General features: G+C 44.0%; 11 protein-coding genes. 1 reads left to right on the top strand and 10 read right to left on the bottom strand.

Going from position 1 to position 13,241, the window contains the following annotated elements; all coding sequences use genetic code 11:
- Window positions 1-18: 18 nt before the first annotated feature.
- The 6 genes from J4N23_RS01065 to J4N23_RS01040 all read right to left on the bottom strand — a co-directional run bounded on the left by J4N23_RS01065 (window position 19) and on the right by J4N23_RS01040 (window position 7,577).
- Window positions 19-1,077 (bottom strand): family 43 glycosylhydrolase, encoded by a 1,059-nt coding sequence (locus J4N23_RS01065; RefSeq protein ID WP_207425156.1) that lies wholly within the window; start codon window positions 1,075-1,077, stop codon window positions 19-21.
- 190 nt (window positions 1,078-1,267) lie between these two features.
- On the bottom strand, window positions 1,268-2,008 hold the full coding sequence (locus J4N23_RS01060; protein WP_207425155.1) for an SDR family oxidoreductase: 741 nt from the start codon (window positions 2,006-2,008) through the stop codon (window positions 1,268-1,270).
- Between the two features lie 59 nt (window positions 2,009-2,067).
- Window positions 2,068-2,613 (bottom strand): Crp/Fnr family transcriptional regulator, encoded by a 546-nt coding sequence (locus J4N23_RS01055; protein ID WP_207425154.1) that lies wholly within the window; start codon window positions 2,611-2,613, stop codon window positions 2,068-2,070.
- Window positions 2,614-2,695: 82 nt separating this feature from the next.
- Window positions 2,696-3,691: a glycoside hydrolase family 43 protein gene (locus tag J4N23_RS01050; protein WP_207425153.1), complete on the bottom strand. Its 996-nt coding sequence runs from the start codon at window positions 3,689-3,691 to the stop codon at window positions 2,696-2,698.
- A gap of 134 nt (window positions 3,692-3,825) precedes the next feature.
- Window positions 3,826-5,523 carry an RluA family pseudouridine synthase gene (locus J4N23_RS01045; RefSeq protein ID WP_207425152.1) on the bottom strand — a complete coding sequence of 566 codons (1,698 nt, stop codon included), beginning with the start codon at window positions 5,521-5,523 and terminating at the stop codon, window positions 3,826-3,828.
- Window positions 5,524-5,666: 143 nt separating this feature from the next.
- Window positions 5,667-7,577, bottom strand: a complete 1,911-nt coding sequence (locus J4N23_RS01040; protein ID WP_207425151.1) for a PAS domain S-box protein — start codon at window positions 7,575-7,577, stop codon at window positions 5,667-5,669.
- Window positions 7,578-8,153: 576 nt separating this feature from the next.
- Between J4N23_RS01040 and J4N23_RS01035 the strand changes: the two genes are divergently transcribed.
- Window positions 8,154-9,512, top strand: coding sequence for a glycoside hydrolase family 28 protein (locus J4N23_RS01035; protein WP_207425150.1), 1,359 nt, complete (start codon window positions 8,154-8,156; stop codon window positions 9,510-9,512).
- Window positions 9,513-9,756: 244 nt separating this feature from the next.
- Here the strand turns inward: J4N23_RS01035 and J4N23_RS01030 are convergent, their stop codons facing one another.
- The 4 genes from J4N23_RS01030 to J4N23_RS01015 form a co-directional block, all read right to left on the bottom strand.
- The gene (locus J4N23_RS01030) at window positions 9,757-10,521 is read right to left on the bottom strand and encodes a hypothetical protein (RefSeq protein WP_207425149.1); all 765 of its coding nucleotides are present in this window, start codon (window positions 10,519-10,521) and stop codon (window positions 9,757-9,759) included.
- Between the two features lie 289 nt (window positions 10,522-10,810).
- Window positions 10,811-11,425, bottom strand: coding sequence for a trimeric intracellular cation channel family protein (locus J4N23_RS01025; protein ID WP_207425148.1), 615 nt, complete (start codon window positions 11,423-11,425; stop codon window positions 10,811-10,813).
- A gap of 91 nt (window positions 11,426-11,516) precedes the next feature.
- A complete protein-coding gene (locus J4N23_RS01020; protein ID WP_207425147.1) occupies window positions 11,517-11,801 on the bottom strand; it encodes a hypothetical protein in 285 nt (94 codons plus the stop codon).
- A gap of 330 nt (window positions 11,802-12,131) precedes the next feature.
- A complete protein-coding gene (locus J4N23_RS01015; RefSeq protein WP_207425146.1) occupies window positions 12,132-13,190 on the bottom strand; it encodes a hypothetical protein in 1,059 nt (352 codons plus the stop codon).
- Window positions 13,191-13,241 lie beyond the last annotated feature (51 nt).

Raw genomic sequence — 13,241 nt, 5'->3', positions numbered from 1 at the left:
TGAAAATTGTAGTCGGTACTATTTCTTTTTTTTGCTAGCTTTTTTTAGAGCAGTGTCATTATCGCTGAGCTCCTGCCCAAAATCAGGCATGCCGTCTTTGGTCCATCTTAGTACCCTTGCTCTTGTATGGCGATTGGGATCGTAAAGAGGTTCTCCTTTGATGTCCTTATAATCTCTGGCATGGTAAATCATGACGTCGGTTTTACCATCCTCAGCAACGGTAAAGCTGTTGTGTCCGGGACCAAAACGGTTCAGTGCTTCGTTGCTAAAAAATACGGGTTCCGGTAACTTATGCCAGGAGGCGGGATTGAGAAGGTCCGCATCTTCCTTTGCCCAAAGCAAGCCGAGGCAATAGTTTGCATCCGTCGCGCTCGCGGAGAACGTCATAAACACCTTGCCGTTACGAATCAGCACTGCAGGAGCCTCGTTCACGCGATGTCCTTTGATTTCCCATGGATATTCAGGCTGCGAAATAACAACTTGCTTTTCGTCCAAGGTGGTTGGACTCGTCATTTTAGCTATATACAAACCAGTATTGACTACTTTATTCGAAGCTCGATCTACCCACACCATATATCGTTGTCCCTTGTGTTCAAAGACTGTCGCATCCAGGGTAAAAACGTTTGGTACACTTTTAATCTCGCCTTCTTCTTTCCATTCTCCCTGAGTAGGATTGGCTGAAGGATTGGATAAGGCGTATTTCCGAATTTTCCATTTGTCCTCTGCTGATCCCGCTGCAAAATAGATATACCACTTGCCATCTATCCGATGCAGCTCTGGTGCCCAGATGTGGTTTCCCATTGCGCCTTTTTCATGCTTTCGCCAAACTACAACTGGTTGTGCGTCTTTAATTCCATTAATCGTTTTTGAGCTGCGAATTTCGATACGATCGTATTCAGGGACGGTAGCAATAAAATAGTAAATTCCATCTGGCTCTTTCCAAACATGAGGGTCTGCCCGTTGCAGAGCCAAAGGATTGTCGAATTGATTTTTCTTCAATTTTTGTGCGCTTGCAGCGGCTCCGCTCAGGACGAATACAATCGCAAGGGTCAGCTTTAGTAGCTTAATTCCAGTCATTGGTTAATAGCGTTGATTAGTGTTTATACTGTTGATCCGAAGACCAGCCTCGAATATACAACGGAAAATTTTATCTGGTAGTGGCTAAAGCATTAACTTCATCTCCGCTACCAGCGGGAATTAATTCTTCTATAAGTCACTTTCGCTTGCAAAAAAAAATCCAAAAAGATGTTGTCCGGCAGTCGCCGTTTTAATCCAAGCTATTCAGTTTGTTAAAAGCGAGTTTTGGGAACAAGCGCGAAAGGACGTATAGCAGCTTCACCTTGCCTATTCGCATCTCTTCACGGTCCGTTTCCAACGCCTGAAGCGAAAAGAGTACGGCCTCTGCAGCGCTTATAGCGATTTTTGGAGGATTTCCTTTATGCCAGGGGGTATCAACGGCAGGTAACATTATCTCTCTCACCTGAATCGCTTGCCCTGCTAGTTGAGCTCGCAATACCTGTGTGAAGGAATGCAAAGCCGCCTTAGATGCATTGTAATAGGTATAGCGTGTCCTTGGGATATAAACTAAGCCTGTAGTAATATTTATCAGATTGGCAGTCTGGTTTTGCAGAAGTATCGGAAGAAGCAGTTTAGTTAGTCGGATGGGTGCAAGGAGGTTCGTTTCGAATTCCGCTTTTGCTTTTTCTATTGTTTCCTCATCAGTCAGGAATTCACTATAATGAACAACGGCTGCATTGTTTACGAGGATGTTTAAAGTTGGATGTTCTAACGATATCCAGTGCTGAAGTTTATGACAGTCTTCGGGAATTGAAACATCACATTGAAAAACACTGAGTGCTGGAATCAGCTCTTTGGCCGCTGCAAGCTTACCTGAATCTCGACCGCAGATTAGTACTCTATTATTTTGGGCAGTCAACTGCTTTGCCAGCTCCAGTCCATAGCCTGAAGAACCACCCGTGATTAACACGGTATTACCTGTAAGTTTCATAATCAATTTTTTTATGATACGAAACTATAGAAGGCTGGCAAACAAAACATTGACCCAGGTTAAGGCAGCCTTTTTTTGATTCGGCTAAGGGATTCCGGCTTGATGCCCAGGTATGAGGCTACCATATGTTGTTTAACTCTCTTTTCCAGCGAAGGGTGTTCCCGGACGAATTCGAGGTACCGTGTTTCAGCATCTAGCAGCAGAAGGTCCCTTTCTCTTCGTTCCTTTATAAAAAATGCTTTCTCGATAGTCTTTCTGAGAAATTTCTCCCAATTCAGACTTTCGCTACTTAGCCTTTTCCATGCAGCATAATCGAAACGCAGTATCTCTGAATCCTCCAAAGACTCGATGCTGAACCAGGAGCTTTGCTGCTGAGCCATTGCAGAGTAAGAGGCAAGAAAACTACCTTCCGGCAGGAAGTTTTTAGTAAACTCATTACCATCCCTGTCAAGGTACACGTACCGAAAAAGTCCTTTTACAACAAAACCCATTTGTCGCGGAATTTCTCCCGCTACAACAAAACGTTCCCCCCGGTTGTAGCTGCGTACTTTCGAAATGGCTAGCAGCTGCACTGCTTCTGCTTCTTCAAGCAATGTAGCCTTCATTAATAATTCTTTAAATGCCTGCATAGGTAGTAGTTCTTTAGGATAAGACCTCTACTATCAACCTGGAATCTGTTATCGACCACTAAGGTTGGTACGACTTTCCTACTGTCAGCTTATCCCCCTTCAAGCTCACTTCGAAAAGCTTTGGAACACGGATGTAGCGGCCATTCACATCTTTGTGACTGTGGATACCCATCAGGTCCTTCCCTTCTAAGGTTTTAAACAACATACCATGACCGTAATTTGGAGGAGTAATAGGCTCCTTTTCCTGTATCCAGGGGCCGTCCAGTGTCCCGCTTGTAGAGTAAGCCACTCCTTGCGTATAAACATCATGAATCCAGCTTGTCCAGATCATACCCAAACGCCCGGTGGAGGTCCGGAATAAGTAGGGGCCGTCTGTTACCTTATTGGGGATTTCTTTTCCGTCTTCGCCTTTGTCCCTGCTCCACGGTGATGCACTAGCCTTGAAAAGCAATTTTGCTGCTCCGATAGTTCCACTCAGATCCGGTTTCAACATTATCTTTTCGATGGTCCCGTCCCACGTTTGCAACCACTCGTAACAGTACACCATATACGGCTGCTTATCTTTATCGATCCATAAAGTGTTGTCAAGTGTGGCGATGTTAGCAGGCAGGTAGATGGAGTCTTGCATAGGGACATAGGGGCCTTCAGGTTTATTGCTCACCAGAATGTGACAGGCTCGCCGCTCTACGACATTTCCGCGTACCGAGTCAATCTTAACATTACGATTAGTGAATGTTCCGAAAAAATAATATTTCCCTTTATACTTATGAAGCTCCGCAGCCCAGATCATCGGCTTGGGGCCCATCCAGGAATTCGGATCAGTCTTGGCGATCTGGTACGGTCCTTCCCAGCTCTTCAGATCCTTGCTTTTCCATAGCATCCCGCCGGTACCCGTCATATAATATGTCCTACTCACGCTGTCGGCAAAAATAAATGGATCACTTAAACGGATTGAATCAAGAGGGATATTCTGGCGGACCTTAGGCTGGGCAAATAGAGGGCTTATGGATACTAACAGCATGAAATTGAGGATTGCCGTACTTAGCTTTTTCATTATTTTAGGTTTTAGCTCGTGGTTAGGAGAACAGGCGGTCTTTATAGGCACTGCTGTCTCGGGAGGTCAAGATATTAAATTGGCGGGACATACGAAATCTTTGAGCTGAAGGGCTGGTCCTAAAAAAGATGAATTCACGTGAATTTCTCGTCCTCTTCAAACGCTGCAGGTACGGTAAAGGCAATCCTTTCCTTTGTTTTAGGATGGTCAAACTCTAGGTATTCGGCATGGAGAAACAGGCGATCTGATTTCTTTCCATAGAGATCGTCCCCCAGGATAGGTCTATTGAGGCCGAGTGGATGGGCTGCATGCATCCTCAGCTGGTGAGTACGTCCGGTTATTGGGAAGAAGTGAATATACGTGTAACCTGACGCTGTTTTTTTTACCTCGAACCTTGTTTGAGCAGGCTTACCATATTCGTAACACACCATTTGCTGAGGCCGGTTGTCCAGGTCTACCCTTAGGGGGAGATTGATGATACCGGTTTGTACTGCGACTACTCCATCCAGTATCGCCAAATAACGTTTTAACACTGTCCGCCTTAAAAACTGCTTTTGAAGGTCGACATAACTGTTGTGGTTCTTGGCGATTAGGATGATTCCTGAAGTACTTTGATCCAGGCGATGCACCAGGATTGCTCCCGGATAACGGTTCTGAATCCGGGTCTGAACCGAATCTTTTACATATCTACCAGGTACAGAAAGAAATTCAGCAGGCTTGTCGACAACGATGATGTCCTCATCCTCAAATACAATCTGCAGTTCCTTCCCCAAGGCGGGATTCTCTTCCATAGGATTGTTATCAACCTCCAATCCTTCCAACATGAACCCCAAAATAGGCCCGCATTTGCTTCGACAGGCAGGATAAAACTCGCCGTGCTTTCGAATCTCGGACTTTGGTGACGCACCCCACCAGAATTCAGCCATTGCAAGGGGCTGTAAATTGTGCGAGTAGGCATATTGTAAAAGCTTTGGCGCTGCGCACTCCCCCGCTCCTGCCGGGGGCATCAGATCTAGGTCGTCAGTGAAGATGGATAGCAAAGATTTCCACTCTTTGCGAGCATTCAGAAATCGGTAGTTCTCAAACAGTAGCTGCTGCAATTTTCCTGACCGGCTTTTTCGTTCCTCCTTCAGTGCTTCAATCAGCAGTCGTTGTTGTCTAATCTCCTGATCAACGACATCCAAACGCTCTTGCCAACGTTGCGCAATCACCCGCAGGTCATACTGCTGTTTTAAGCTTTCCTGTTTCAATAGTTCCAACAACTCCTCATACTCCTCAGCTGGTAGCCGATCCTTTGCCGCAGTCCTGCGCTGCTTCCGGTCTTTCTTCGACATCCTGAGTTGTTTTTTCAGTTCGTCGATTTCCAAATTGGCTGCTTGCTCTGTTTCTGAAAATAGGGCTTTTGCAGCTAGGAAGCGCTCATCTTGTTCCAATCGCTCAATCTGGTCGTTTAAAGTCACCAGGTTCCTCATCTCCTTCAGGTATATTCCATCTTCCTGAAACACGTCGTAAACGGGTGGTACGAAATAAGGATGTTGCCTACCTTCCGCTAGTTTGCCAGAGTAGGCAGCCAGAAATCCCAGTTGATTTTCATTATTTTTGACGACCAACACCCCAAACATCTTCCCAATCACTATTCCCGCGTGATCCGGATCAAGACCAAAGTTATGCTCGTTGTCGTAATACTGGCTTAAGAACTCCTGCACCTCCAACGCCGCTAACTTCGCAACTGGATGGGCTTCGTAACAGAATGGATAAGTGAATCTTTCAGGCAAAGAATCACCAGAAATATCCTGTTTAAAACTATGTATAGCTGTTGTATCGGTCGTCATCAATTCCATCACGCGAAGTTACTGCTTTGATGAATGCCTTATTTCTAAATATTATACTAAAGGTCAGTTCGTAGGAAGCTAGTCAAAGTGCGAAAACTCTTGCTAGTCCAGAGAGGCGGAATCGAACGCTGATAGTAATGTTGCTATACGGGAAAATATAATTTGAATGTGGTACCAACGCCTACCATACTCTCAACCTCAATTCTCCCTCCCAAAGCATCAACCTGAGCCTTCACGAGGTTCAATCCTATACCCTTCCCGCCAGCTGATTCAGCATGAAACCGATTGTATAAACCAAAAAGTTTGTGTCCGAACTTGTCAAGATCTATTCCCAGTCCATTATCTTTAATTGACAGACATATTTTTCCATCAACCAGCTTTGTCATCAAATGAATACGGGTCGAACGATCTCTGCTTCGATATTTTATAGCATTAGAAAGCAAATTCGACAAGATGCTATGTAAATAAGATCGTATAGTCCTGATTTCTGGAGCTTGACTGAAGTTATAGGTAATCTCCGCTTTTGTTTCAGATATCTGGGGTTCGAGAAAGCCCATCACGCGTTTCAACTTTTCTTCAAATTTTAGAGTTTCATAGACTTTGTGCCCCGAGTCCTGCAAAGACAGAATGGTGTTAAGGTCTTTGACTATGATGTCTAAACCGTGAACTTCGTCATTAATATAACCTAGTAATTCTTTGGTTACAGAGTCTGTATGCTCGCTGGTGTCGAGTAAGGAACCCAGCCCCAGTAATTTAGAAACAGGAGCTCTCAAATTATGGGATATGATGTACGAAAACTGCCTCAGTTCGATGTTCTTTTGAATCAGATCCGCCGTCAATTGTTTCTGGCGCTCCTCCTCCTGTTTTCGCTCGGTAATATCATCGAATATACCGAGAACGCCATACACCTCATTATTTTTGTTTTTTAAAGGAATCTTAGTAGTGTCCACCCACTGAGTTTCCTCCCCTGGGCGGCTAAGGGTTTCAACGTAGTGTATTCGCGCTTGTTTTGAAGCCATTATCTCGCGATCATCTTTCTGATATTTCTGAGAATCTTCAGCTGACCAGGGAAAATCAAAGTCTGTTTTACCAACTACAGAGGCAGTATTACTAAGACCAGCGTTTTTGGCAAATACTGCGTTACAACCCAAAAAGACAGAGTTTTTGTCTTTCCAAAAAATAGATTGTGGTATAGAGTTAAGGATGTGAGAAAGCATTTCCTCATTCTTTTGGGACACCTCCTCGATCATCTTTTTTTCAGTAAGATCAATTCCTAGTCCAACGAGGCACATTTCACCGTCTACTAGTACTCGGCGTCCGGTAAAATAGTAAGGTATTCGTCTTTTTTCTTTCGTGATTAAAAATGCCTCCATATCATCCTGCCCCTTCTCGAAAACACTGGCGATTTTTTCCAGAAGCAATTCCCTTTCTTCTCCTTCGAACAATTCGGAAGGGTGTAGAAGTTCTATCTCCTTTGCTGTATATCCAGTCACTTCTTCAATGTTGGAATTCCAGTACTTGAACTTTCCCTCGCTGTTATAGAGATAGAAGATTCCGGGTAAGGTGCGCATCACAATGTCGACGAGACTTCTTGCTTTGATTACCTGTTCTTCGGCTTTTTTCCGATCAGAAATGTCAGAGACGATACCATCTACCCTAACGAGTTGCCCTTCTTTTAACACGGGTATAGCCTTCACTTCGATCCACCTGATACTACCATCACCGTGTATTATTCTGTACTCGCACTCACTCTTGTTGCCTTGTGTTAAAACGATATCTTGCTTTTCTACAAGCAATTTGTCGTCTGGATGAACTACTTCTAACCAAAGCATTGCATTTTCGGTAAAACTCTGCAAAGGATAGCCGTAAATATTAGCACAGCCTTCGGTGAGGCTGATGTACTTACCTGCTAAAATGTCTCTCGAGAAGAAGCCAACGTTAATATGCTTCAGAAGCTCCGTCATTTCCCAGTTGAAACTAGCAGTTGAATTTACTGCTTTAGCTTCTGAAATCTTACAACTACTGGGAGCGCCAGCGATAGGGTTATTTCTCATCACAAAAAAACACAAAACCACTATTTATACGGGGTGCCTGATTTTATTGTTCGTATAAAAAATCGTTTACATATTGGTCCGCGACGGCTGTTTTATCATTTATCAGCTGTTAGTACGGCGGGTCGTTTCCGAAGATTTTAAGGTAGTCCCGCTGGTGCTGCAAAGTTCAACACCCGCTATTATTTCTTTTTAGCCTGTTTAGGCAGACCGGGTTCTGTTGCCTTTGTTTGTTGTTTTCCCTTTTCGCTTTGGTAGCTCGAAACTTGTTTGTCGGATGTCGTGGTCTTTTTTGCCTTCTTTTCGTTGATCTTGCTCATAATAAGAATAGTTAAATGAATGACCGTCAGAAACCTCGATGTTCCCCAAGGAGATAAACGTGGCTACTAGTACAAGAGTTGAGCTGTGGAATTGTTTTCGAATATGGGAAAAAGGATCTTAGGCATAGGTCGCAGTATCATCCCGAATCTAGCAGCCAAGTAAGAGAAAGGTGTTTATCCTGCTTTGCCGACAAAGAAATCATTCCTATATTGCTCCGCCAATTAAAATCGAAGTCGTTTATTGTATCAGTGGGTCTGTATGAAAAATTACTTATTTCTATTTTTTATCTCTGTTTATTGCATTTCCTGTAATCGCTCTCCCGAGAAAGCGCTCTCCCGTACTGAGAAACGGGATCAAATTTTGAAAAACATCGTTCCTCCGAAAATATCGGATAATGTAATACTGTTGACCAAATTTGGTGCAGTAGGCGATTCTGTCACCGATAGTAAGCCTGCTTTCGACAAAGCTATTCAGGCTGCCAAACAACAAAACGGAGGACGGATTGTCGTGCCCGCGGGAACTTACCTTGTGAATGGTCCTATCCACCTTATCAGTAATTTATGTATTGAATTGCAAAAGGGATCTAAACTGGTTTTCGGGACGAACCCAGACGATTACCTGCCTGCGGTGCTTACTAGCTGGGAAGGAACTTTCCTTTACAATTACAGTCCATTTATTTATGGCTACCAGCTCGAAAACGTAGCCATCATTGGTGAAGGAGTAATCGATGGAAACGCTGCAGATTCATTTAGCAAGTGGACGGAGAACCAAAAAGCAGATCAGTTGCTTAGTCGTAAGATGAACCACGAAAACACCCCTATCAAAGACCGGAAGTTTGGTAAAGGTCACTACCTGCGACCTCAGCTGATTCAATTTTTCGAGTGTAAAAACATTTTGATGGAGGGTGTTACTATCAAAAACTCGCCTTTCTGGTGCGTGCATTTCCTGAAGTCAGAAAATATCACAGCTCGTAAAATGAAGTTTGAAGCTTTTAACAAGAATAACGACGGCTTCGACCCTGAATATTCCAAAAATATCCTGATCGAGGATATCAATTTCAATAACGGCGACGATAATGTAGCGATCAAAGCTGGTCGCGATCATGAAGGTCGAAGGACGGCCATTTCGTCAGAAAATATCATCATCCGTAATTGCCGCTTCAAGGGCTTGCATGGCGTCGTTATTGGTAGCGAAATGTCGGCCGGCGTGCAGAACGTATTTGTAGAAAACTGTAAAGCTTCTGGTTATTGCAAAAGGGGCATTTATCTAAAATCTAACCCCGACCGGGGCGGCTTTATCCGTGACATCTATGTAAATAATGTAACCTTTACAGATGTAGAGGATGCCTTTTTCATTACATCCTACTATCATGGCGAAGGAAAAGGTTTTGAAACTGACATCCGCAATGTATTTGTGGACAATGTGAAATTTCGAAAAGCAACGAATGCGGGGGTAGTAATTCAGGGCTATCCCTCCAAAAAGGTAAAAGACATTCACTTCTCTAATGTCACCATCGACACCGCTGCGACTGGCGTGAGTTTGAGCAATGCAGAGAATATTGTGTTCAACAACGTGATAATCGGACAGGAGGTAAAGGTGCCTTCACACGTAAAATAACCGTCAAAAAGCCTCCTGGTCCTGTATAACGATCAGGAGGTTTTTTTCAAAAGGCAATTAAAGCGGGTTAATAGTCGAAATTTGAAGCAGTCGGCCTTGCTTTTCAAACAGCTGCAGTCCCGCTTTCCGCTAGTAGTCCTCGCCCGCTCAGATCAAGCGCACCACCCTGCTCCGGGCTATCCGCTTCAATCGGGGCTAAAAAAGAACGGTGCAATCACTGCTCACCATTGCTATGCTCCTAAAACTATTTTCTACTCCCCTTCCCTAGCTTCGCAGTGTTAAAGCGCAAATTAAGTCCGATACCCAAAATAAAATCGTCTTGGGGGTAACTGGAGCGGGTTAGGTTGTAAGATCTATATAAAAACGCCCTCAGTTTCAGGGGCTCCCAACCCACTTGACACATAAACCCTGGTTCCCACAAAATCAAATGCTTATGAGTCGCTACTATTTCCAACGCTTTCTGTTCGTCATCTTCAATTTCGGCCGCATTCTGGATATCATTTAACTTCATATTAGCCAGAGCAAATCTTGAAGACAAGCCAAAGTCTAAGTGTTTACTCCTGTGCCCGATATTGGGCTGTAAGAAGAAGCGGCTGTAGGAAACTTCAGAACTAGATGTGCCATAGATATTTGTAACTTTACCTCTTCCAAAACCGCCGTAGCTCTCAAAAACCAAGTTGGGATCTTGAAGCGGAAAAAACACACCGCCTCCCACTTCTGCGAAGGATCCCTTTCCCTCGTCTTTATCGTAGTCATTTTGCCGTTCGTTAGTGCCTCTAAAATAGTTGAACATGACCGCAGTGTGCTTTCCCACAGCATAGGCTGCTTGAACTTCTCCTCCCGTGTGTCTGGAACCCGTTATTGAGTGAACCCTTAAACTTAATTCGTTTTTTTCTCGGAATAAGGGTGTGTTGTTGGAGTTTGGTGCATAGTAATAATGTGTGCAGGATGTGAAGAAATTCGACAGCAGGAATACTGACAGAATTTTTAATGCTGGTCCGATACGCATTCGTGATAAGTGTTTACGATCGCTAAGTTGCGAAAAGAGAGCGATTATACAAAGCTAAAAGACCCGTTCGACTTCATCGCGGGCGGTTTCACTTGTCTTTTCCGAATTGGGTCCGCTCGTCTTCTTGAGCCCGCCGCTGGGGATAAGGGGTAGGTAATCTGCTTAGCCGTCCGTATTAGGCACTTTGCCCTGCAGCCATCATGCAACCCTTGCATAGCCGTCCTCTAATTCTGATGATTCAACTTAAGGTTTAGGAAAAGTGTATTTAATTCTATCTTCCTAGGTAAGGCTATTTTCTTTTAAATTTGGGAAGACTGATATGGTATTTAACTACTAGAATCCGGACGAGTACAATTACTAAGACAGCGATAAGAAAACAGATATCCCTCTCCACCTGGAGTTTGCTTAACAGCAGGTAAACGGCAGCACCAAGCAGACAGGCACTGGCATAGATCTCTTTTCGGAAGATGACGGGAATTTCGTTGATCAGCGTGTCGCGAATAACACCTCCCATTACTGCGGTGAACATTCCCATCATCGCAGCTACTTCAGCACTAATTCCGAATCGTAAAGCCTTTTCGGTTCCCAGAACAGTAAAAAGGGAGATTCCAAGGGTGTCAAAGAGCAGAAAGGTTTTACGAAGTTTAAGAAGTAAATTATAAAATACGCCCGCAAGGACAATCCCGATCAGGATAACGTAGAGAAACATGAGATCTCCAATCCAGACGAGAGGATAACTGCCCAGCAAAATATCCCGAAGACTTCCACCGCCGATAGCTGTAATAAATCCAATGAATCCCGCCCCAAACCAGTCGTGCTCTTCGTTGTGTTCTGCTGCTGCCAGGGCTCCTGACATCGCAAAGAACAGCGTTCCCATTAGTTCTGTTAGATATATTATACTCATTTACTGGAAGCGATTACCGATTCTTTTTTGTACTGTTTCTGACGTGCTATTTTACCATCTCAATCAATCGTAGAACAAGCTGTGTCCGGAACTACTTTCTTACAACCTGACTTCGCCGGAAAAAATAGTAGTATAGGCCGGTAAGCGTATTAAATAAAATGAAACCGATGGTCCATAGCAGTTTTTCGGTACTTGTTAGCCAGCGGGATTGGTTCACTTCGAATAGTGCGATGACTGTCCATACAAGTGACAACAGCATTCCAAGAACAAAAAAGAGGTTTGCTCCGCCCACATGCATGATTTTCAAGGAGGCTCCGAGGAGAAGAAAAGCAACGGCTGACGTAAAAGCGATCCGGAAGGTCTTGTCCCTACTCATGTTTCAGACTTTTATATCTAAGTTAATAAAAAAGGTTTATTACTTGTGAAGCAAGGAGACCGCGGTCTTATGTATTATTCTTTTGTGGAGATAACTATAATTCCATTCAACCTTACCTTAGAATACTGTTCAAGTTCTTCCCGAGACTTCACTACCTGAATATCCTTAGCTGCTGCCGGCTCGAGGGTCTCCATCCTTTTTCTATCGGATAGTTGACCGTCAATTATAATCAGTATGCGGTAGTACTGGCTGGTGGGATCTTGTTCAAGTACCCGTTTTATGTGCTCCTCTTCGAACTTGGCAATTTTGCAACAGAGGGTTTTTGAAAGATTATTCTAGCTGGAGGGGAATCGGTTCTAACCTACTTTCAAACTCAGCTACCAGCGTGTCAAATTTTCCGTTATAGACAGTACGTGCATTCTCTAGGGTCTGATTCTTAAAAAACGTGAGAAACTTTTCCTTGCCTTCCTTTTCAATTAAAAACTCTACGAAAGCACCAGCCACCGCATAGAGAACGGGTTCTTCGAGCGTCCTTGCATTCCAGTTTCTAATAATACTAATATCCGCAACTTTACCCTTTAATACGGCCTTCGCTTTGGATAAGCGGCTTCCGGGCATTTGATCAAAATAAACAGCAGTGCCTTCATTAATCAGAATCGACTTATTTGCAATGGCATTAGTGTAATGCGAAATTATATGTGTCAACTCATGGCCCGGTGTCTGATCGGGATCTGAATGCGTGATGCAGTACTCTGGTCGCGCAAAGCCACCGGGAGAACCCGTCGTTAACTTAAGATGTTCCTTGGTATCCCAAACAAAAAAATCGACCTTTTTGGGCATTTTGCTTCGGAAAAAGGAATTGATTTTCAAGAAGCTTTGCTCCCGTTCTTTTACAAATGCCTCGATATCCCCACTGTACTGAGGGTGAAAATGAAAGACAATGTGTTCTGATTCCACCAGGCGGAATTGATTGAACGCCTCAGTATACCCAAACAAAGTCGCCCTGTTTTTTGCGTACCGCGTGGCAGTTTCCGTCGCATTGAGATCGACTGCGGCTGAGAGGTACTTTCTTGACCGAGCGGTTTCTGACAGCAGGTAATATACAGATCCAAGGTAACCTGCGGCCCATGCTTTTCTATGGCCTTTATCTTTTTCGAACACCTCATGCAGATAAGGGAGCGCTTTTGATGGTTCTGCATTGGCCGTGTACGCCCGGCCGATTAGCAACTTAAGGTCGAGGCTGTTTGGCTGACTGCTCTCCATTTTGAGCGCGTGTTGTAAAACGTAGCTATACTCTCCTGCTCCGTATTTTTTCCAAAGTTCGTCCAAGGTTTGAGCATAACTAAGGGCCGATGTGAAAATTGCGATAAAAAATAAGGAAGGTTTCATGGCTTTAGATTTAAGTATGCAATGATAAAAATGGATTTATTTTGGATTTTC

It is taken from the genome of Pedobacter sp. SYSU D00535 (assembly GCF_017355855.1).
Classification (GTDB): Bacteria; Bacteroidota; Bacteroidia; order Sphingobacteriales; family Sphingobacteriaceae; genus Desertivirga.
Note: the sequence above shows the minus strand (reverse complement) of the source record. Positions and strands in the feature narration are given on the sequence as shown.

Excerpts from the sequence above, each read along its gene's own strand:
- J4N23_RS01020 (WP_207425147.1), bottom strand. The coding sequence starts at position 11,801 with ATGAGTAGGGACAAGACCTTCCGGATCGCTTTTACGTCAGCCGTTGCT.
- J4N23_RS01055 (WP_207425154.1), bottom strand. The coding sequence starts at position 2,613 with ATGAAGGCTACATTGCTTGAAGAAGCAGAAGCAGTGCAGCTGCTAGCC.
- J4N23_RS01030 (WP_207425149.1), bottom strand. The coding sequence starts at position 10,521 with ATGCGTATCGGACCAGCATTAAAAATTCTGTCAGTATTCCTGCTGTCG.
- J4N23_RS01050 (WP_207425153.1), bottom strand. The coding sequence starts at position 3,691 with ATGAAAAAGCTAAGTACGGCAATCCTCAATTTCATGCTGTTAGTATCC.
- J4N23_RS01060 (WP_207425155.1), bottom strand. The coding sequence starts at position 2,008 with ATGAAACTTACAGGTAATACCGTGTTAATCACGGGTGGTTCTTCAGGC.
- J4N23_RS01035 (WP_207425150.1), top strand. The coding sequence starts at position 8,154 with ATGAAAAATTACTTATTTCTATTTTTTATCTCTGTTTATTGCATTTCC.
- J4N23_RS01025 (WP_207425148.1), bottom strand. The coding sequence starts at position 11,425 with ATGAGTATAATATATCTAACAGAACTAATGGGAACGCTGTTCTTTGCG.
- J4N23_RS01065 (WP_207425156.1), bottom strand. The coding sequence starts at position 1,077 with ATGACTGGAATTAAGCTACTAAAGCTGACCCTTGCGATTGTATTCGTC.
- J4N23_RS01040 (WP_207425151.1), bottom strand. The coding sequence starts at position 7,577 with ATGAGAAATAACCCTATCGCTGGCGCTCCCAGTAGTTGTAAGATTTCA.
- J4N23_RS01045 (WP_207425152.1), bottom strand. The coding sequence starts at position 5,523 with ATGACGACCGATACAACAGCTATACATAGTTTTAAACAGGATATTTCT.
- J4N23_RS01015 (WP_207425146.1), bottom strand. The coding sequence starts at position 13,190 with ATGAAACCTTCCTTATTTTTTATCGCAATTTTCACATCGGCCCTTAGT.